The organism is Porphyromonas sp. HMSC065F10 (assembly GCF_001808555.1).
In the GTDB taxonomy this organism is placed as follows: Bacteria; Bacteroidota; Bacteroidia; order Bacteroidales; family Porphyromonadaceae; genus Porphyromonas_A.
Genome location: NZ_KV793798.1, coordinates 33,891 through 54,745, shown reverse-complemented (window position 1 = coordinate 54,745; position 20,855 = coordinate 33,891). Strand labels below are relative to the sequence as shown.

At 55.5% G+C, this 20,855-nt stretch carries 12 protein-coding genes and 4 tRNA genes; all 16 read right to left on the bottom strand.

The annotated features are described in order from the left end of the window. Window positions 1-198: 198 nt before the first annotated feature. Window positions 199-2,679, bottom strand: a complete 2,481-nt coding sequence (locus HMPREF2890_RS06155; protein WP_083289840.1) for a S8 family serine peptidase — start codon at window positions 2,677-2,679, stop codon at window positions 199-201. A gap of 4 nt (window positions 2,680-2,683) precedes the next feature. Next, window positions 2,684-4,390 (bottom strand): BACON domain-containing protein, encoded by a 1,707-nt coding sequence (locus tag HMPREF2890_RS06150; RefSeq protein ID WP_070466619.1) that lies wholly within the window; start codon window positions 4,388-4,390, stop codon window positions 2,684-2,686. 30 nt (window positions 4,391-4,420) lie between these two features. After that, window positions 4,421-6,148: a BACON domain-containing protein gene (locus HMPREF2890_RS06145; protein WP_070466617.1), complete on the bottom strand. Its 1,728-nt coding sequence runs from the start codon at window positions 6,146-6,148 to the stop codon at window positions 4,421-4,423. 629 nt (window positions 6,149-6,777) lie between these two features. Continuing rightward, on the bottom strand, window positions 6,778-11,097 hold the full coding sequence (gene rpoC / locus HMPREF2890_RS06140; protein WP_070466616.1) for a DNA-directed RNA polymerase subunit beta': 4,320 nt from the start codon (window positions 11,095-11,097) through the stop codon (window positions 6,778-6,780). A 48-nt stretch (window positions 11,098-11,145) separates the two neighbouring features. After that, window positions 11,146-14,964, bottom strand: coding sequence for a DNA-directed RNA polymerase subunit beta (rpoB, locus tag HMPREF2890_RS06135; protein ID WP_070466614.1), 3,819 nt, complete (start codon window positions 14,962-14,964; stop codon window positions 11,146-11,148). Window positions 14,965-15,082: 118 nt separating this feature from the next. Further along, on the bottom strand, window positions 15,083-15,460 hold the full coding sequence (gene rplL / locus HMPREF2890_RS06130; protein WP_070466611.1) for a 50S ribosomal protein L7/L12: 378 nt from the start codon (window positions 15,458-15,460) through the stop codon (window positions 15,083-15,085). A 185-nt stretch (window positions 15,461-15,645) separates the two neighbouring features. Further along, window positions 15,646-16,194 carry a 50S ribosomal protein L10 gene (gene rplJ / locus HMPREF2890_RS06125; protein WP_070466609.1) on the bottom strand — a complete coding sequence of 183 codons (549 nt, stop codon included), beginning with the start codon at window positions 16,192-16,194 and terminating at the stop codon, window positions 15,646-15,648. Window positions 16,195-16,246: 52 nt separating this feature from the next. Further along, on the bottom strand, window positions 16,247-16,945 hold the full coding sequence (gene rplA, locus HMPREF2890_RS06120) for a 50S ribosomal protein L1 (protein WP_070466607.1): 699 nt from the start codon (window positions 16,943-16,945) through the stop codon (window positions 16,247-16,249). A gap of 22 nt (window positions 16,946-16,967) precedes the next feature. Next, window positions 16,968-17,414 (bottom strand): 50S ribosomal protein L11, encoded by a 447-nt coding sequence (rplK, locus tag HMPREF2890_RS06115; protein ID WP_070466605.1) that lies wholly within the window; start codon window positions 17,412-17,414, stop codon window positions 16,968-16,970. A 218-nt stretch (window positions 17,415-17,632) separates the two neighbouring features. Further along, window positions 17,633-18,208, bottom strand: coding sequence for a transcription termination/antitermination protein NusG (locus HMPREF2890_RS06110; RefSeq protein WP_070466603.1), 576 nt, complete (start codon window positions 18,206-18,208; stop codon window positions 17,633-17,635). A 238-nt stretch (window positions 18,209-18,446) separates the two neighbouring features. Continuing rightward, window positions 18,447-18,668: a preprotein translocase subunit SecE gene (gene secE, locus HMPREF2890_RS06105; protein WP_083289839.1), complete on the bottom strand. Its 222-nt coding sequence runs from the start codon at window positions 18,666-18,668 to the stop codon at window positions 18,447-18,449. Between the two features lie 34 nt (window positions 18,669-18,702). Continuing rightward, window positions 18,703-18,775 (bottom strand) — tRNA-Trp (locus tag HMPREF2890_RS06100). 86 nt (window positions 18,776-18,861) lie between these two features. Then, complete coding sequence (tuf, locus tag HMPREF2890_RS06095; protein WP_070466600.1) at window positions 18,862-20,136, bottom strand: elongation factor Tu; 1,275 nt, start codon at window positions 20,134-20,136, stop codon at window positions 18,862-18,864. Window positions 20,137-20,273: 137 nt separating this feature from the next. Continuing rightward, window positions 20,274-20,345, bottom strand: a tRNA-Thr gene (locus HMPREF2890_RS06090). A gap of 41 nt (window positions 20,346-20,386) precedes the next feature. After that, window positions 20,387-20,459 (bottom strand) — tRNA-Gly (locus HMPREF2890_RS06085). A 57-nt stretch (window positions 20,460-20,516) separates the two neighbouring features. Then, window positions 20,517-20,598: transfer RNA gene (locus HMPREF2890_RS06080), tRNA-Tyr, on the bottom strand. Window positions 20,599-20,855: the final 257 nt, after the last annotated feature.

The following is a 20,855-nucleotide window of genomic DNA, read 5'->3' as shown; positions in this document are numbered from 1 at the left end:
ATAAGCATAGGCGTTATGACTCGCCCCCTTGCGGGTCTCCGAGACGGGAATGTCTGCTCAACGACCCGCAAGGGGGTGTATCTATAGACAAGTAGTCAGGAGGACCTTTAGGAGCTATCTCCTCAAGGTCCTCCTGACGTATGTGATGCTGTGGACCACTCTTGGTAGTCATCAGCAATAGGTGGATGGTCTAATATCCTACTTCCGGACTACTCGGACATAGAGGCGGATAGTGAGGTGAGACCTTCCATCGGTGGCCGTGATCCGTATAGGTGCTGTGCCGACAGACTTCGGGCTGAGGGAGAGGATCGCATCCTTTAGCGTCACGCCAGCAACGCTCTCTCTCTCAGACGTAGCCTCGTAGGTGAGAGTGGCTCCGGGGGTGCCACGGAAGATCTTGGTGAGGTCCACTGTACGACCGGTCTCACCCTGCTTGACCACCAGCTCAGTGAGGTTAGCAGCGAGCTCAATGGGCGTATAGGAGATGCTCTTGAAGGGGATCTCCACGCTGGTCGACTTGCCATACTCATCCGTGAGTATCAGCTTGAGGGCATAACTCCCGAGGTGCTGAGCTCCACTGATAGTGATCACTATCGTATCACCCTCACGGACGGCAGTCACACCGGAGAGATCGCCTTCAAGACGATAGGTCCACTTGTGGCTATCTGCATCGGAGACCTTGAGACGAAGTGTATAGCTCGCCGTCCTGTCAAGTGTAAGGGGACCATCAGGCATACCCTCCGTGATGACCGGAGCGTTATTGACTCTCGTCTTGATCTCAGAAGTAGCCAGTCCGGAGGTGTTGCCGAAGCGGTCTACTGCCACCACACCCACGTAGTAGGTGGTTCCATCCTGGAGCCCTGCAATCCGCCCGGTGATACTCTTTCCGAGAGGTAAGCCGCTGCCATAGACCTCTACGAAAGGAGTCTTCTCAAGGTCGGATGCAGTCATGGGGCTCTGGCTGTAGTAGAGTCGGTAGAGAGTTGCCGTCTCATCCAGCCCATCCTCATCCTTGGCGACGGGCCAAGTGAGGGAGGCAGTAGTGTAACCAACCTCAGCCGTGATCTTACCAGGCGTCTCTGGCGCGATCTTACCATCGTCAAGCAGTGCGGCAGCAGCATCAAGATAACCGGAGCCTAATAGACCACGGAATTGACGATTGAGATCCCCGATGCTATAGGGCTTGACGGCAGAGATGAGCCGTTGCTTGAGCATCTCGGAGGTGTAGCCCATACGACCATACTTAGATACGATCAGTGCAGCTACACCGGATACGTGAGGACAGGCCATAGAGGTCCCCTGCATATAGCCGTACCCACTCTTGTCGTAAGCAGTGGGGACCGTGCTGAGCACCCCACCCCGATCAAAGTGGCGGTTTTGGTCTCCACCCGGAGCCGAGATGGACACCCAGTCACCACTATTGGAGTACGAGGCACGCTGGAAGTCCCAGCCGAAGGAGGCGACGCTGATGCAACCCTCATACGAGCCGGGGAGGCTGTGGAAAGTAAGTCCGTCATTGCCTGCAGCGAAGATGACCACACCTCCTGCCATTGGGCTCTTGGGATCCTGAGTGCCATCCTCCAGCTTGCCGGCATTGCGGACAAAGTAATCGATCGCCTCACGGTCCTGCTGCGGGAGGGTCCTGGGTCCCGGGGCTCTGTAGCCCCAGGAATTCTGACTGATGACAGCCCCATGGTCTGCACCGTAAACAATGCCTGCGGCACCACCGAGGGAGCGCTCCGTGTCGTAGCCGAACACCTGAGCATTGATCAGGGTAACACCGGTACCGGGAGTACCATCACCTCCGGCAATACCGCAGACACCGATGCCATTGTTATTAACGGCAGCGATGGTGCCGGCGACGTGAGTTCCGTGACCGGATGCATCGTAGATATTTCCCTTACCCTTGGGGTGATTGTTCTTATCAAGCACGAAGTTGAAGCTTCGCTCTACATCGACATGACCTGCAAGGTCGGGATGCTTGTAATCAATACCGCCATCCACGACACAGACGACGACATTGGGCTTTCCGGTCTCCACCTGCCAGGCCGGGAGGAGGTTGATGTCAGCTCCGGCGACACAATGGGGGTACTGATGACCATCGTTGTAGTAGTGCCACTGGGCGGGGAGCAAGGGGTCGTCAAAGCGGTCTATCGCTCTGGTGGTATTTCGCTCACTAAGCTCTCTGAGCTGCTCAGCCGGGACCGGTGTGATCTTAGACTCCGGCGTAGCCATTGCCCACTGAAGCTCTACCGCCTCAAAGCTCTCAGAGGCCTCAACCAGAGCCTTAGCCTTATACGACGGGACCTGACCCTTATAGGTAACGATCATCCAGCGATCCAGCCCTGCCTCGTGACGACGCACTCTGAAGGCGTCCTCGTCGAGGAAGAGAGGGGTCATAGTGATCCCGCCTAAGGTCTCCGGCCAGTGTGCAGACTCTGAGGAAAGTGCTCTCGTGACAGAGGTCGATCCACCATTTTGATACGTGACTAGCTGCTCGGGAGTGAGCTTTACGACCAGAGTCCCGGGAATGACATTGGTGTAGTCCTCCCTGTGGTTATTCTGCTGCTCCTCGACGGGGGCAACCTCCTGCTCCGGATGATCCGCTGAGACGCAGGAAGAGAGCCCCATAAGGGCGGGGAGGAGTAGGGAGATTGATAGGTAATGTATAGATTTCATCTCTTTAGTGTCGGTTAAAAAGGAATGAGTCGGACGCTCTTACACCGGTCGCAACAGCAGCCGCCTCAGACACTGCGGCAGACGTGAGAGATCGAGTGGCGGGAGCCATCTTCTTGTAGTAGAGCACGGCCATCACAGTGTCATCACCATCAACAACGCCCTTGAAGTCCGCCAACATCACGTAGACCTCCATGCCCTTCTGAGCATTTTGGTACCTCATACCGAGACTGGGGGCAACGCCATGGTACTCATAGCCATTGGCCTTGAGGAGGTCAGAGAATTCCTGTGTAGTCTTGAATTTCAGCGTCTTCTTGTCGATGATGAATAGGATCTTGGACTTGTCACGGAAGACGAGCTTGCAGTCGGTGACACTCTGGATCTTATCCCCGGGATTGATATTGCGTGGAGGATAGGAGAAGTAGAAGGTGTACCACCGCATATCCTCCGGTGTGTCCTCGGCAGTCTTATAGAGTGCCATATAGACATCATCCGGACGACTCGGATCGGTATTGGCCTTCTGCACAAAGAGCTGCTCACTCTTGAGCGTCTCCGTCTCCCACTTATCTATGTCGGGAAACTTGACCTCCTTCTTATCAACTCTATCGAGCATCCCCTCCGGCCCCATAGGCAGGGTCTCAAAGGTGGGGAGAGGGCCATCCTGACGATACTCAGGAGTAAAGTCAAAGTAAAAGTTGTCATCCTGCCTGCTGTAGGCTGTGCGGACAGAGAAGTATCCATCGGGGCTGACCAAGTGGACGTCGTCCTCATGGTGGTCATACCTCTTGGTATACCCCTGAGCGAGGAGATACTGCACAAATGGATGGTCCTCCTTTGGCATCTCATCGGTCTCTACAGTCACTCTGGCTGACTCATAGATATTGTCGTAATCAACAGCACGGAAGTAGCTGATCTGGGGGAGGAGATCGCTAGTGGTCTTGAAGGAGAGCACATCCGGTGAGCCCATAAACCCGTCCTTGGATCCGATTTGCATAAAGGTGAAAACGAAGCCTCTGCCCTCCTCAAAGTCGATCAGATCCCTGTAGACGAGCTCCTTGGTATCATCCTTGAAGGGCTCAAAGAAGAGTAGTGGAGCGGCCTGGGTGACCGTCACCTCTTGCGCCTCCTTACCCTCGTAGCCAAGGATAACCTTAGCGCTCCGCTCCTCCTGTGTGGTATTATGGGTAGCGCGGATCAGGAGCAGTCCCTTCTCAGGTACAGAGCTTACTGAGAGCCAGTCGGCTCCCCCCTCTGTGCGGACTGCCCATGCGGAGCTATTGCTCTCCACGCGGACTACGCTCTCTCCACCCATTGCGGTGAGACTGATCTCCTTAAGATCAGTGGATAAGGTCATATCAGCTGCGGACTGGGTCACCTGGATCCTGCCTGCCCGATGACCGAGAAGCAGTTGCACCGTCGTATGGCGATCTTGCGAGTCGTTATTCTCTTGTGCGGTTAGGACGACGTCAGAGCCCTTTCGGGTCACTTGGAGCCAGTCGACATCAGGCGTAAGCATATAGTCCCAGTCCTCCATCTCACTCTCATCCATCTTCATGGTGACCGTCTCTACAGAGGCGCTCTTGGGGAGGATGATCTGTGAGGCAGAGAGAGGTATGGTGACGGGAGTCTCCTCCGGAGCATCCTTGCAGCAGGCCGTGACCAACAGGACACAGAGTGCAAGTAGGGGGAGGATCGTGTCTCTATATAGTCTCATAAGTTATGATCTCTATGGGGTCCGACTCTCTTATCGACGGGGAGCACGATGGCTGTATCTATTGTAGCCAACAGACCCGATACGGCTGTAGTCTCCCTTCTTAGCCTGGCGGATGGCGATAGCCGCCTCAGACTGAGCCCCGGAAGCCTTCTCATTGTAGAGCATATAGTAGCCAAGCTCCAATGCCTTAGCGTTGTCAAAGACATCAACGAACCTGACGGCACTGACATACAGTACCCGTACCCACTTGCTGTCTACTCGCTTGGCATAGTAGTATATACCTTTGTCGTTACGTCCGTCGTACTCAAAACCATTGGTCTTGAGGAGGTCCTCAAACTCAGAGGTGACAAACTGATTTTTCCCCTCCAGGCGAATAGCGAGGCTTGGGTCACGGAAGTAGAGGCAGACCTCACCAACAGACTGCAGGAGACCGGATACCTGAGGATGGTCCTTGGTGAAGAAGAAGTAGGTTCGGATCCCTTCCTCTTGTGCGCCAGTCAGGTTGGTCTTAAAGGAGACCATTCTGTAGAGGTCAGGATTATCCTTATCCATCACCGGCCACTCACCGCCCTTATTGAATGTACTGCCAGCCTTGGTCTCAAAGTCGAGTACCTCCTTGTACTTCACGGCTGGATTATTGATCAGGTCCATTAAGCCCTTGGGTCCCTCAGGCAACTTACTGAAGGTAGGGTAGGCCTTTGTCTGAGGATACGTTGGCTTGAAGGAGATAACGGAGCCACCTTCCGTGATATTGATCTGGGCAAATACGAGATCGTCCTTTCTGAAGTAAGACTTCACAAGATCCTGAGACAGATCCTTATCCAGCTCGTAGCCATTAGCCTCAAGGAGCTTCATATAAGCCTCGGTCTCAGCATGACTGACGTTATCCTTCTCATAGACCAGCGTCTGAGCGACGGTATACTTGGGGTCTCCCATCTCCTGTACATAGACGAGTACAGGCATCACGTCACTGGAGGTAATATACTGCGCAATGCCATTGATAGGCTCTTCCCTCAGCTTGTCGTAGCCGGGCTGCTGGTAGGCTTGGAGGATATTGCCTCTCTCCCTTTCAAAGTTCATCATATCGATGGTTCGATAGGTCTCACCCGGTATATAGGGGATGATGTACTTCTCAACTCCCTTCTGAGTCACCCTGAGAGCAAATTGCTCTCCGCTCTCCGTCTTAGCGATGATGGTCGCTGTACGATCATCGTAGGAGTTGTTGGCAGACGCCTTCAAGATGAGGATATTATTATCTCCGGAGGCGGTCACCTTGAGCCAGTCAATCTCTGCAGGGAGGGGCTCAAGGCTCCAAGACCGAGTGTTGGTCTCGATGGTAACCATCCGGCTCTCTTCCTTATTCGTCAAGATAATCTCGTCCGTATTTCCGAAGCTTATCTTAGCCTCTGCGGCAGACTGGATGATGGAGATCTTCTTATTATTCTTGCTACCGAAGATAACGATGGTGGCAGTACGCTGAGCACCGGACGCGTTGGGAGCCACCTTGACGGTAAGCTTATCCTCGCTCTGAGTCAGAGTAAGCCACTGCCCCTCAGGGACGTTGGAGATATAGGTCCACTCCTTGGATCCGTTGACGGTGATGTCCTGTGAGCCTCCGTCATTGGCAAAGGTGAGTGCGGTATTGCTGACCGAGACATTGCCGACTGAGTTGTCATCGGGTGTGTTGTCGGACTTACAGCCGCTTAGAGTAAGGAGGCCTACAATAGTAAGCCAGAGAAGTACTTGTTTTGTCTTCATGACAATGGTTGGATTAAGTGATTATTGTCTCTCTCGTTTTGTCTATGGCCTTCCACATCGGGTAGGAGTCGCCTACCGCCTTGGTTAGTCACTCGCTATAGACAAACCTAATAATTCTTCACTCTAAAACATCTCTTAAATTACCGAAAAAGCACTCCGGAGCGAGAATTTGATCCATCTCATAGCCGGGCGAGGACATTTCCGCAAGCTGGAGATTGCAATCTCGCCACACAACAATAGAATTGTCCTTAAGAAAAGGCCTCTACAGAACGAAAATACTATAAAGATAAGCGTGGAGAATCAACGCATCAACGAGTCGGATAGCGAAGACTGAAGACTGACGACAGCCGATGCACTCCGCTAGGGTGTCTCACTTATTAGGGAGTCAAGCAATCAGTGCGACACCCTGGCGGGATCAAGGGGAATAAATAGCCTATGCATACCCGGGGTCGTCAGGGCCACGCCCCTCGGACATCCGGGGTGCGCTTTCTTGGCGGAAAGGGCGATTGACACAGAGCAACCCGATCGGGGTGTGATGGGGTAGAGGGCAAAAAAAAGGTCGGCTCCCGACAGGAAAAGTATCCTGTCGGGAGCCGACCTTACTTAACTCAAGTGAGGCTGACCGGACGTCAGTCCTCCGGCATAATATCCTCTAAGGGTGTCTCGTCCAGCGGGGCTGGGGTGGTAGCCTTTGCGGTCTCAAGGAGACGCTTGGTCTCGAGGTCTGCCTTATTGGCTACGATGAAGCCCTTGCGCGCTGCCAAGCCGGTACCGGCGGGGATGAGGTGACCGACAATGACGTTCTCCTTGATGGAGTCGAGCGCATCGGTCTTGCCCTCGATGGCAGAGTTATTGAGCACCTTGGGCGTCTCCTGGAAGGAGGCGGCGGACATGAAGCTCTTGGTCTGCAGGGCAGCTTTGGTGATGCCCTGGAGCATCTGGCTGCTGACTGCCGGCATGGCATCACGCACCTCGATCGTGCGGAGGTCCTTACGGCGGAGCTGGCTGTTGGCGTCACGCAGGCGGCGCAGGGTGATGATCTGACCCTCGCTGTACTCCTCGGAGTCTCCCGGGTCGGTGATCACCTTCTTGCCCCAGAGGGCGTCGTTGGCGTCCTTGATATCCTGCTTGTCAACAATGTCCTGCTCGAGGAGGTTGGTGTCTCCGGCATCCTCTACGAGGACCTTACGGAGCATCTGGCGGACAATGATCTCGAAGTGCTTGTCATTGATCGCCACGCCCTGCTTGCGGTAGACGTCCTGGACACCATTGACGATGTAATTTTGCACCGCATTGGGGCCGAGGATGGCAAGGATGTCCTGCGGAGAGATCTGCCCATCGGAGATGGGATCGCCGGCACGGACGAAGTCATTCTCCTGCACGAGGATCTGCCGTGAGAGCGGCACCATATACTTGCGCTCCTCACCGGTCTTGGAGGTGACGATGATCTCGCGATTACCGCGACGGATGCGCCCGAGCGTCACCTCACCATCGATCTCAGAGACAACGGCAGGATTGGTGGGATTGCGCGCCTCAAAGAGCTCGGTGACACGGGGGAGACCTCCGGTGATATCACCGGTCTTGACGACGACGCGGGGGATCTTGGCGATGATGTCGCCGGCCTTGAGCTTGGCACCATCTCGCTGTGTCAGGAGGGCACCGGCAGGGAGGTCAAAGGAGGTGGCACTCTCCTCGCCCTTGCGAATGACGCTGTAGGCAGGGGTGACATTCTTATCCTTACTCTCGATGATGACCCACTCACTGCGGCCGGTGGCGACATTGGACTCGCTCTGTACCTCGTAGGTGACGCCCTCCTTGAGTCCCTCGAAGTGGAGGGTACCGTCGGCCTCAGCGACCATGACGGCATTGAAGGGGTCGGACTCGTAGATGGTGTCGTCGGCCTTGACTTCCGTACCGGGCTCCATGAAGAGGTGGGCACCGTAGGGGATGTTATTGCTGATGAGCGACATGTGGGTATTGGGGTCGACGATGCGCATCTCTGCCTGTCGTCCGATGACCACCTTGTAGCTCTTGCCGTCCTCGCCCTTGGAGTCCACGGTGCGGAGCTCGTCGATCTCAAGGATACCATCGTACTGAGCCTTGATGTAGCGCTCGACCGTATCGGAGGAGGCGACACCACCGGCGTGGAAGGTACGGAGGGTCAGCTGTGTACCCGGCTCACCGATCGCCTGTGCCGCTACGACACCAACCACCTCGCCCATCTGTACGGGACGGTTGTGTGCCAGATCACGACCGTAGCACTTGGCGCAGACGCCCTCCTTGCTCTCGCAGGTGAGGACGGAGCGGATCTCCACCTCGGTGATGGGGGACTCCTGGATCTTGGTGGCGGCAGCCTCGTCGATCTCCTCATTGGCACGGACGATCAGCTCACCCGTGATCGGGTGGATGATGTCGTGGACAGAGCAGCGACCGAGGATGCGCTCGTAGAGAGAGGCAACGACATTCTTTCCCTCCTTGATCTCACGACGGACGATACCGCGGAGGGTACCGCAGTCCTCCTCCGTGATGATGACGTCGGAGGAGACGTCGACGAGACGGCGGGTAAGGTATCCGGCGTCGGCAGTCTTGAGTGCCGTATCGGAGAGTCCCTTACGGGCACCGTGGGTGGAGATGAAGTAGTCGAGCACGGAGAGACCCTCCTTGAAGTTGGTCAGGATAGGATTCTCCATCGTCTGAGCGCCCTCACCGCTGCGGACCGGCTTGGCCATCAGACCACGGATACCGGAGAGCTGCTGGATCTGGTTGGCCGATCCACGCGCTCCGGAGTCCATCATCATGTAGATGGAATTGAAGCCGTCCTCGTCCTCCTTGAGCTGCTGCATGAGCACCTGGGAGATCTTATTATTGACGTTGGTCCAGACGTCGATGATCTGATTGTACCGCTCGTTGTCGGTGATGATACCGAAATTGAAGTTGTCCATGATCTCATCGACCTGGCTGAAGCCGTCGGCGATGATCTCCTCCTTCTCCTTAGGTACGATGACATCGGAGAGGTTGAAGGAGAGGCCCGCCTTGTAGGACATGTAGTAGCCGAGGTTCTTGATGCGATCGAGGAAGGCGGAGCTCTCTGCGATACCGCAGTACTTGATCACCTCACCGATGATGAGACGGAGGTTTTTCTTCCCCACCACGCCGTTGTAGAAGGGGAGCTCGCCCTTGGGCATCATCTGATTGAAGAGCATACGCCCATAGGAGGTCTCGATGACATGGGTGATCGGCTTACGCTGATCGTCGAGGTCATCGACACGCGCCTTGATGACGGCGTGCATGTCGAGGCAGCCCTGGTCGTATGCGACCTGTACCTCCTCAAAGTCACTGAATACCTTGCCCTCACCCTTGGCCCCGGTGCGGGTCTTGGTGATATAGTAGAGACCGAGGACCATATCCTGTGTAGGCACGGTGATCGGTGCGCCGTTGGCGGGGTTGAGGATATTCTGTGAGGCAAACATGAGGAACTGCGCCTCGAGGATCGCCTCATTGGAGAGGGGAAGGTGGACCGCCATCTGGTCTCCATCGAAGTCCGCGTTGAAGGGCGTACAGGAGAGCGGGTGGAGCTGGATCGCCTTACCCTCGATGAGCTTGGGCTGGTAGGCCTGGATACCGAGTCGGTGGAGCGTAGGGGCACGGTTGAGGAGAATGGGGTGTCCCTTGATGATATTCTCGAGGATGTCAAAGACGACCGGCTCGCGACGATCAACGATGCGCTTGGCACTCTTGACGGTCTTGACGATGCCGCGGTCGATGAGACGACGGATGATGAAGGGCTTGTAGAGCTCGGCAGCCATATTCTTCGGCAGACCGCACTCGTACATCTTCAGCTCCGGCCCCACAACGATGACGGAGCGGGCGGAGTAGTCGACGCGCTTACCGAGGAGGTTTTGGCGGAAGCGTCCCTGCTTACCCTTGATGGAGTCGGTAAGCGACTTGAGGGGACGATTGCTGCGACTCTTAACGGCAGCGGAGCGGCGGCTGTTGTCGAAGAGTGAGTCCACCGACTCCTGGAGCATACGCTCCTCATTGCGGAGGATCACCTCAGGCGCCCTCGTCTCGATGAGTCGGCGGAGACGGTTGTTGCGGATGATGACCCGGCGGTAGAGCTCATTGAGATCCGAGGTGGCAAAGCGACCACCATCGAGCGGGACGAGAGGACGGAGCTCCGGGGGGATCACGGGGATCACCTTCATCACCATCCACTCGGGACGGGAGTAGCCATTGGAGGCACGGAAGCTCTCGACCACCTGGAGGCGCTTGAGGGACTCCTTCTTGCGCTGCTGAGAGGTCTCCTTGGAGGCACCGGCACGGAGCTGGTAGGAGAGCTTGTCAAGGTCGACCCGCTCAAGGAGCTTGAGGATGGCCTCACCGCCGATGCCGGCGATGAACTTGTCGGGATCGCTATCGGGGAGGTCCTGATTGCCCTCGGGGAGACGATCGATGATGTCGAGGTACTCCTCCTCGGTGAGGAAGTCGAGATCCTCGACGTCCTCGGCCACGCCCTTATTGATCACCACGTAAGACTCGTAGTAGACGATCTTCTCGAGCTTCTTGGAGGGGATGCCGAGGAGATAGGCGATCTTATTGGGGACAGAGCGGAAGAACCAGACGTGTACGATCGGCACTTCGAGCTTGATGTGCCCCATGCGCTCACGACGCACCTTCTTCTCCGTCACCTCCACCTGGCAGCGGTCGCAGACGACCCCGCGATAGCGGATCCCCTTGTACTTACCACAGTGGCACTCGTAGTCCTTGACCGGACCGAAGATACGCTCACAGAATAGTCCGTCGCGCTCCGGCTTGTAGGTACGATAGTTGATCGTCTCCGGCTTGGTTACTTCACCGTGCGAATTCTCGAGGATCTCCTCCGGAGAGGCGATCCCGATGCGGATGCGGGAGAAGTTGGGGTTGATCTTGTTTGTTATCTTGAAAGCCATAAGCTATGATTTTCTCTACTTTATGCGTCTCAAAAAATCACCGATCGATCACTCGAGATTGAAGCCCAGCCCGAGACCACGAAGCTCGTGGACAAGGACGTTGAGTGACTCAGGGATGCCCGGCTCCGGGAAGGCGGAGCCCTTGACGATCGCCTCGTAGGTCTTGGAGCGACCTACCACATCGTCTGACTTGACGGTGAGCATCTCACGCAGGGTGTAGGCGGCACCGTAGGCCTCGAGGGCCCATACCTCCATCTCTCCGAAGCGCTGACCACCAAACTGTGCCTTACCACCGAGTGGCTGCTGCGTGATGAGCGAGTAGGGACCGATGGAGCGGGCGTGCATCTTATCCTCTACCATGTGGTCAAGCTTGAGGAAGTAGGTGACGCCGACGGTGGCGGGCTGGTCGAAGCGCTCACCCGTCTCACCATCGTAGAGGTAGGAGACGCCGTAGCGGGGGAGACCCGCCTTGTCGGTCCACTCGTTGAGGTCATCGAGCGAGGCGCCATCAAAGATGGGGCTGGAGAACTTTACTCCAAGCTTATAGCCTGCCCACCCGAGGACCGCCTCGAAGATCTGCCCAAGGTTCATACGCGAGGGCACACCCATAGGATTGAGACAGATGTCGACCGGCGTACCATCCTCGAGGAATGGCATATCCTCTGTGCGGACGATCTTGGAGACAATACCCTTATTTCCGTGACGTCCTGCCATCTTATCGCCCACCTGGATCTTGCGCTTCTTGGCGATAAGCACCTTGGCATTCTGGATCACGCCGTTGGGGAGCTCGTCACCGATGGTGGCGTCAAATTGCTTACGGTAGTAGCGGCTCTCGATCACCTTGGACTCGTGGAGGTAATTGATGATCAGGTCAGCGATCAGCTGATTGTCATGCTCGTCAGAGGTCCAGCCCTCGGGCACCACCTCCTCGTAGATGATCTGCTTGAGCACAGGACCGGTGATCTTGACTCCCTTGGCGACCACAGTGGTGCCGACGTAGTCCTTGATCCCCTGGCTGACCTTACGATTGGTCAGAGTGCCGAGCTTGGTGAGGAAAAGCTTCTTCAGCTGGTCCTGCTCCTTCTCCTGCTCCTCGTCGAGTTGCTGCTTGAGGTCACGGATCGTCTTGCGGCTGTTGCCGGTCTTGACGGCTCGTGAGTAGAGGTGGGTGTCGATCACAACGCCACTTAGTGAGGGATCTGCCTTGAGCGAAGCGTCCTTCACGTCGCCCGCCTTCTCTCCGAAGATGGCAAAGAGAAGCTTCTCCTCCGGGGTGGGATCGCTCTCGCCCTTAGGGGTGATCTTACCGATCATGATGTCTCCCGGGTGGACGTGGGCACCGACGCGGATGATACCATTGGCATCCAGCTCGCGGGTGGCATCCTCACTGACATTGGGGATGTCGTTGGTCAGCTCCTCCATGCCGCGCTTGGTGTCGCGGACCTCAAGATTGTACTCATCGACGTGAACGGAGGTGAAGAAGTCCTCGCGGACAAGGCGCTCATTGATAACGATAGCGTCCTCGTAGTTGTAGCCCTTCCACGGCATATAAGCGGCGAGGATATTACGTCCCAGGGCGAGCTCACCACGCTCGGTGGCGAAGCCCTCGGTGAGGATCTGACCGGCAGTGACGCGATCGCCCTCCATGACGATCGGGCGCTGATCGACAGTGGTACTCTGGTTCGTCCGGCGCCACTTGGAGAGGTGGTACTCGGTCACCTCGTCAGCGAAGCGGACAAACTGCTCGTCCTCGGTGTAGTCGTAGCGGATGCGGATCTTATTGGCATCGACATACTCGACCACGCCATCCCGCTCAGCCATCACCTGAGAGCGACCATCGCGCACCATCGGTCCCTCGAGACCGGTGCCGACGATGGGCGACTCTCCGTGGAGAAGCGGCACAGCCTGACGCATCATGTTACTACCCATGAGGGCACGGTGCGCATCATCGTGATCAAGGAAGGGGATCAGTGCGGCAGCGATGGAGCAGATCTGCATCGGCGCTACGTCGATGAGGTCTACATCCTCGGCATCCACGACAGGGAAGTCTGATCCGTGACGGCTCTTGATCTGGCCGTCAAGGAGCGTCCCGTCGTCACCGATATTGGGGGTGAATTGCGCCACCGTCATATCCTCCTCCGCCTCGGCGGTGTAGTACTGTACGCCGCCCTTGCTGAAGTCTACCTTGCCGTTATCGACCTTGAAGTACGGTGTGGCGAGGAAGCCCATGTCGCTCACCTTGGAGTAGACACAGAGGGAGGAGATCAGACCGATATTGGGACCCTCAGGGGTCTCGATCGGGCAGAGGCGACCATAGTGGGTGTAGTGGACGTCTCGCACCTCAAAACCTGCGCGGTCACGACTGATACCGCCCGGGCCAAGAGCCGAGAGACGACGTTTGTGAGTGATCTCTGCCAGAGGATTGGTCTGGTCCATAAATTGGGACAGCGGGTTGGTCCCAAAGAAGGAATTGACCACGCTGCTGATCGTCTTCGAATTGACCAGATCGACAGGGGTGAAGACCTCATTGTCCCGCACATTCATACGCTCGCGGACCGTACGGGCTATGCGAGCGAGGCCGACGCCAAATTGCTGATAGAGCTGCTCGCCGACGGTGCGGACGCGGCGGTTGCTCAGGTGGTCGATATCATCGATGTTGGCACGACCATTCTTCAGCTTCACAAGATAGTCAATGATGGCGACGATATCCTCATTGGTGAGGATCTTCGTATCCTCGGGGATATCGATGTCTAACCTGTGATTGATACGGTAGCGACCGACGTCACCGAGGTCGTACCGCTTGTCAGAGAAGAAGAGGTTGTTGATCACCTCCTGAGCGGACTGCTCGTCCATAGGGTCTTGGCTGCGGAGCTGGCGGTAGATATGGTAGACCGCCTCCTTCTGAGAGTTGGAGGGGTCCTTCTGCAGCGTATTGGTGATGACACTATAGTCGAGTCCGGACTCAGACTCTCTCTCGAGGAGCATCGTCTTGGGCGGATTCTTGAGGTTAAGGATCGCCTGGATATTCTCCTCCGTAAGCTCTTCATCTCTATCGACCACTACATTGTAGCGCTCCATGGAGACTACTTCACCCGTTTCCTCATCCACGAGGTCCTCTACCCACGTATCGAGGATACGTGCAGCTACCTTACGACCGATATTTTTCTTCAGGTTGGTCTTATTCACCTTCACCTCCTCGGCGATGCCGAAGAGACTCAGGATATCCTTATCAGTCTCGTAGCCGATGGCTCTCAGCAGAGTGGTCACGGGCAGCTTCTTCTTGCGATCGATGTAGGCGTACATGACGTTATTGATGTCTGTCGCAAACTCGATCCAAGATCCCTTAAAGGGAATGATACGGGCGTTGAAGAGCTTGGTGCCGTTGTTGTGCACGCTCACCGAGAAGAATACTCCCGGGGAGCGGTGCATCTGCGACACCACCACTCTCTCAGCGCCGTTGATAATAAAGCTACCTGCAGGCGTCATATAGGGGATCTGCCCCAGGTAGACGTCCTGAATAGAAGTATCAAAGTCCTCATGCTCAGGATCTGTACTATACAGCTTGAGCTTCGCCTTGAGAGGGACAGTATAAGAGAGCCCCCTGCTCAGACACTCCTCAATGGTGTACCTGGGAGGATCCACGAAGTAATCCAAAAACTCGAGGACGAAGTTATTTCTCGTGTCGGTGATTGGAAAGTTTTCCAGGAATGCTTGGTACAGTCCCTGGCTCTTCCGCTTACCGGCAGGCATATCCAGCTGCATGAAGTCCTTGTACGACTTGAGCTGAATGTCGAGAAAGTCCGGGAAGGGTAATGGATGCTTGGAAGAGGCAAAGCTGACTCTCTCAGGCTTATATTGTGAGGACATAAAATTCTTTAATTCAAGGAGTAGTAAAAGACACGAAAAGGTTAAGAACCTGCCGGTAATGGCCGGTCCTTAACCCTTCACCCGACTCTACGAGAGAGTCAGGGGTAGTAAGTGAGGATTACTGAAGCTCAACAGTAGCTCCGGCCTCCTCAAGGGTCTTCTTAAGAGCCTCAGCGCTGGCCTTGTCCATATCCTTCTGGACAACAGAGGGAGCACCGTCGACAAGCTCCTTAGCCTCCTTGAGACCAAGTCCGAGAGCGGTCTTGACAGCCTTGATGACCTGGAGCTTAGAAGCACCGGCGTCCTTCAGGTTTACGTCAAAAGAAGACTTCTCGGCAGCTGCCTCACCGGCACCTGCAACAGCGGGACCGGCTACTGCTACAGCGGCAGCAGCGGGCTCGATGCCGTACTCATCCTTAAGGATAGTCTTCAGCTCAGTTACCTCCTTGACGGTCAGATTGACCAGCTCCTCAGCGATTGCTTTTACGTCAGCCATATCGTTATTATATATATAAAAAAGTTGTAAACGTATTAATGGATTGTCTTACATTGACCTGTCGCTTAGTCTGGTATGCCGGATACATCCCGCAGTAAGGGGGAGGACAGATCAGGTCCCGGCAAAGATGGTCACCGATGGGGAGAGCCTCAGCCTCAGGGGAGGGCGAGACAGTCCCGGACGCCTTACGCCTCGGCGCGCTTCTCGAGAGTCTCCAGGACACCGTGGATGGTGTTGCCTGCAGAGCTGGCCTGAGAGATGACGTCCATGATCGGAGACTCGAGCATGGAGATGATATCTCCGAGGAGCTCCTCCTTGCTCTTGAGGGCAGCCAGAGTATCGAGCTCGGCAGCTCCCAGGTAGAAAGTCTCATAGACGTAGGCAGCCTTCAGGCTCGGCCTCTCGATGTCGGCACCGGCACTCTTGAGCTCCTTGTGGAAGTCCTTGAGTACACGGGCAGGGGCGTTGGCAGTCTCAGAGAGCATCAGTGCGCTGGTGCCCTTGAGATAGGGGTGGAAGGGCTCATACTGCTCCTCGTTGATATCAACGAAGGCGCGGTGGAGGAGCGAATTCTTCACAACCATCATCTTGACACCATGCTGGAAGCACTGGCGACGGAGGGCAGTGGTCTGCTCAGCGTCGAGAGCCATGGCGTCGACCAAATATGCGTGGGGATAAGTCTCGAGGAGCTCCTTGAGCTGCTCAATGACTTTCGCTTTATCTTCTTTCTTCATACTTATCTATAGGACAAAAGAGGGATGGATATATCTCCGATGGAGACATACGTTACGCCTCAGTCAATGCTCGGGTGTCGATCTTGATACCCGGACTCATGGTACTGGAAAGATAGACGCTCTTCATGTACGTACCCTTGGCAGACGTGGGCTTCAGGCGCTCCAGTGTGCGAAGGAATTCACGTGCGTTATCAGCGATCTGCTCGGGGGTGAAAGAGACCTTACCGATGGAGGTGTGGACGATACCGGCCTTGTCGACACGGAAGTCGATCTTACCGGCCTTGACCTGACGGACAGCATCACCGATGTTGTTGGTCACCGTACCGCTCTTGGGGTTAGGCATCAGTCCTCTCGGGCCGAGTACACGGCCGAGGGCACCGATCTTACCCATGATGGCAGGCATGGTGATGATCACATCAATCTCAGTCCATCCGCCCTTGATCTTCTCGATATACTCGTCGAGACCCACATAGTCGGCACCGGCATCCTTAGCCTCCTGCTCCTTATCGGCAGAGCAGAGGACGAGGACGCGCACCGACTTACCCGTGCCGTGAGGCAGGGTGACGGTACCACGTACCATCTGGGTGGACTTACGAGGATCGACGCCAAGGCGTACATCCATATCCACAGAGGCATCAAACTTCGTCGTGGTGATCTCCTTGACGAGCTGTGAAGCCTCCTTGAGAGAGTACTCCTTCGTACTGTCGACCTTACTCAGAGCGATCTTGCGATTCTTAGATATTCTACTCATAATCGTATTCTACCTTCTGATATTACTCGACATCCTCGGGGAAGTCTCCCTTTACGGTAATCCCCATGCTCCGTGCCGTACCGGCAACCAGGCGCATGGCGCTCTTCACGGTGAAGCAATTGAGGTCGCTCATCTTATTCTGAGCAATCTCCTTCACCTGGTCCCAAGTGACGCTGGCCACCTTGCTACGATTGGGCTGTGCGCTACCCTTCTTGACCTTGGAGGCCTCGATGAGCTGAGCAGCAGCGGGCGGCGTCTTGATGACAAAGTCAAAGGACTTGTCCGCATAGTACGTGATGACGACAGGAAGGAGCTGTCCGCCCTTGTCCTGTGTCTCAGCATTGAATCTCTTGCAGAAATCCATGATGTTGATCCCCTTTGCACCGAGTGCAGGACCAACCGGAGGGGCAGGATTAGCTGCTCCACCGCGGATCTGAAGTTTCAACTGACCGGCAATTTCTTTTGCCATGATTCATTCAGTTTATTGTCAAACAATAATTTGGCGAAAAGTACACTCGAGGAACCGCCACCCTTTGATGACATTCGGTCCACATCCGGAGCTCCTTCCTTCGTCCATTCCTCTCGCGAGGAGGGGAGGGGTGACTCCTGGGACCTATGATGTCGGGATACCTGTGATCAGCTCACGACGGGACGACTGCCCGGGCTCACCTCTCACAGATGAGACGGCTATGACTCACTCTCCTTTTCCACCTGTGTGTAATCCACCTCCATCGAAGTGTCTCTCCCGAAGACCTTCACCAAGATCTTCAGCTTCCTGCTGTCCGGAGATACCTCAGTCACGTCCCCGAAGAACCCTGTGAAGGGACCCTCGTTGACTTTCACACGATCACCGACCGAATAGCTCATATCAAGATCCTCCGGACCCTCAGCAAGACGGTCGGAGATCTCCTTGATACGCTTCACGTCGAGGTCAGACAGTGGCTCCGGGTGGACGTCACCACCGATGAAACCCAGCACTCCGGGGACGCGACGCAGCTTATGCGTCGTCTCGCCCGCCAGACGCGCCTCCACAAAGACAAAGCCGCTGTAGTACGGTCTTACCCGTTCTACACGATTGCCTGATGCGGTACGACGCTTAGTGATGGTCGTCTCCATGGGCACCAAGATCTCTCCGACATTCTTGTCGAAGAACGGCTCTACATCACGCATGCCGTTGATATAGTCCTTCACAGCCTCCTCCTTGCCGGAGATGGTCTGGAGGACGTAGTACTTGAATACCTGATCTTGATCGTCGTGAGACATTGTCAAAGCATCTGCCAGTCCGATAGTCCCGAGGGACCGCACTCACGGACTTGTGTGAAACTAAAGTAAATCGGACTAAATAGGAAGCCCTAAGGGGAGCGAGCAGGTGCAGAGAGAGACCTACCGGTCTCGCACCTCACTTCGCAAGGATTGTCATGAGACCTATCATATAAGGTAAAGACTGCGGCCGCGATGAGACCTCATCTCGCCCGTCAGCCCTTGACCTCCGGCCTGACTATTAGATGATCAGACGATAAAGTCCACTCATCGCATACTCAAGGACCTGGTCTACACCAAATATGAGTAGGGATAGTATGACGGAAGCTACCAATACAATTACCGCGCTCTGGGATAACTCCTTGGGCGTCGGCCATGACACCTTGTAACGCAGCTCGTCGAAGCACGCCTTGACGTAGGCGCTGCTGCGCTGGAAGATGTTCTTGCTCTCAGGTTCAGCCATAAAGCCTAATATCTACTTACACATTTAAATTGAGCAGGGGATGCGAGGCTCGAACTCACGACACCCGGTTTTGGAGACCGGTGCTCTACCAACTGAGCTAATCCCCTATAGATAAGCCGTCACCGGAGGCGTAGCGTCCCGAGGGACGGCTTATCATAGTCTATTTACTTACTGTGGTCTACAGACCGTGAGATCAGTCGAGGATCTCAGTGATCTGACCTGCACCGACGGTGCATCCACCCTCACGGATGGCGAAGCGAAGACCTGCGTCGCAAGCAACCGGAGAGAGAAGCTTCACCTTGATCTCTACGTTGTCACCGGGCATCACGATCTCCTGACCCTCGGGCAGCTCGATGTCACCGGTTACGTCAAGCGTACGGATGAAGAACTGCGGACGGTAGTGGTTGCGGAACGGCGTGTGACGACCACCCTCCTCCTTCTTGAGGACGTAGATGGAAGCCTTAAACTCAGAGTGCGGCTTCACGGTGCCAGGAGCGCAGACGATCATACCACGCTTCAGCTGATCCTTGTCAATACCACGGAGCAGGATACCTACGTTGTCACCTGCCTCACCACCGGTGGACATATTCTTCTGGAAGGTCTCCACGCTGGTTACGGTAGACTTCAGGCCATCAGCACCGAGACCGATGATCTCTACAGCGTCACCGGGCTTGATGCGACCGGTCTCTACACGGCCGGTAGCTACGGTACCACGACCGGTGATAGAGAAGATATCCTCGACAGGCATAAGGAACGGCTTGTCCAGCTCGTGCTCGGGAGTGGGGATGTACTGATCGACAGCATCCATCAGATCCATAACGGTGTTGACCCACTTCTCCTCGCCGTTGAGGGCGCCGAGAGCAGAGCCGTGGATGATGGGGGTATTGTCGCCATCGTAGTCGTACTTAGAGAGCAGATCACGAGTCTCCATATCAACGAGCTCGAGCATCTCCTTATCCTCGACCATATCGCACTTGTTGACAAATACGACGATGCTGGGGACGTTCACCTGACGAGCGAGCAGGATGTGCTCACGGGTCTGGGGCATAGGACCATCAGTAGCGGCTACTACGAGGATGGCACCATCCATCTGAGCGGCACCGGTCACCATGTTCTTGACATAGTCGGCGTGCCCGGGGCAGTCTACGTGAGCGTAGTGACGTCCTACGATGTCAGTACCGCGCTCTGCACCCTCTACAGCATCGGGATCCAGCAGATCATCAAGGGACTTACCCTTGCGATCCATGGTCTCGTACTCCACGTGTGAGGAGTTGATGGTGATACCTCTCTCCTTCTCCTCGGGAGCGTTGTCGATCTGGTCGAAAGAGCGAGCCTCAGAATCCTTACCAGAAGCCTTGGCAAGTACATTGGTGATGGCCGCAGTCAGAGTCGTCTTACCGTGGTCTACGTGACCGATGGTACCGATGTTGACATGCGGCTTCGTTCTCTGGAATTCTTCTTTTGCCATAATACAAAAAATATAGTTGAGTTAAGTAATTCTCTACCCACATAAGGGCAATAGTAGCCGGCAATACTCCCTTTCTCCCCCTTAAGGAGACCAACGGAGTAACGCCGTCTCATCTACTCCCTCACACTTTGCATAAGAGCCGCTTCCGAGAGTTGAACTCGGGACCTCATCCTTACCAAGGATGCGCTCTACCACTGAGCTAAAGCGGCATTTGTTGCCATAATCACAGCCCCGGAGGGACTGCACTAAGAGCGGAAGACGGGACTCAAACCCGCGACCCTCAGCTTGGAAGGCTAATGCTCTATCAACTGAGCTACTTCCGCAGATCCAAGAAGAGAACCAATGCCCGCACCCGGGCACCTTCCTTTCCCCTTGTCGTGTGCGCAGAGGCGGATTCGAACCACCGAAGGCAAAGCCAGCTGATTTACAGTCAGCCCCAGTTGGCCACTTTGGTATCTGCGCGTCTTCTGTCACATCCGCTATGCCGGCCTCCGCCCGCATATCTCTCGAATGTGGTTGCAAATGTACGACAAAAATCCAGATCCGGCAAGTACTTCTGACTCTTGAGTGCCACTTTATCGCAAAAAAACAGGATAGGACGCTGTATACAGGGTATAGCAGGAAGCTCCGGCAGGGGTGGAGGGGAGCCGGTGACTTACCCCGCTGAAGCAGGCTGATACCTCAGGGGGATTTCTAATACCGATATTAGTGATCTCTAA

Bases quoted from the DNA above. Each gene is read 5' to 3' on its own strand.
- HMPREF2890_RS06155 (WP_083289840.1), bottom strand. From the start codon at position 2,679: ATGAAATCTATACATTACCTATCAATCTCCCTACTCCTCCCCGCCCTT.
- HMPREF2890_RS06150 (WP_070466619.1), bottom strand. From the start codon at position 4,390: ATGAGACTATATAGAGACACGATCCTCCCCCTACTTGCACTCTGTGTC.
- HMPREF2890_RS06145 (WP_070466617.1), bottom strand. From the start codon at position 6,148: ATGAAGACAAAACAAGTACTTCTCTGGCTTACTATTGTAGGCCTCCTT.
- rpoC (WP_070466616.1), bottom strand. From the start codon at position 11,097: ATGGCTTTCAAGATAACAAACAAGATCAACCCCAACTTCTCCCGCATC.
- rpoB (WP_070466614.1), bottom strand. From the start codon at position 14,964: ATGTCCTCACAATATAAGCCTGAGAGAGTCAGCTTTGCCTCTTCCAAG.
- rplL (WP_070466611.1), bottom strand. From the start codon at position 15,460: ATGGCTGACGTAAAAGCAATCGCTGAGGAGCTGGTCAATCTGACCGTC.
- rplJ (WP_070466609.1), bottom strand. From the start codon at position 16,194: ATGAAGAAAGAAGATAAAGCGAAAGTCATTGAGCAGCTCAAGGAGCTC.
- rplA (WP_070466607.1), bottom strand. From the start codon at position 16,945: ATGAGTAGAATATCTAAGAATCGCAAGATCGCTCTGAGTAAGGTCGAC.
- rplK (WP_070466605.1), bottom strand. From the start codon at position 17,414: ATGGCAAAAGAAATTGCCGGTCAGTTGAAACTTCAGATCCGCGGTGGA.
- HMPREF2890_RS06110 (WP_070466603.1), bottom strand. From the start codon at position 18,208: ATGTCTCACGACGATCAAGATCAGGTATTCAAGTACTACGTCCTCCAG.
- secE (WP_083289839.1), bottom strand. From the start codon at position 18,668: ATGGCTGAACCTGAGAGCAAGAACATCTTCCAGCGCAGCAGCGCCTAC.
- tuf (WP_070466600.1), bottom strand. From the start codon at position 20,136: ATGGCAAAAGAAGAATTCCAGAGAACGAAGCCGCATGTCAACATCGGT.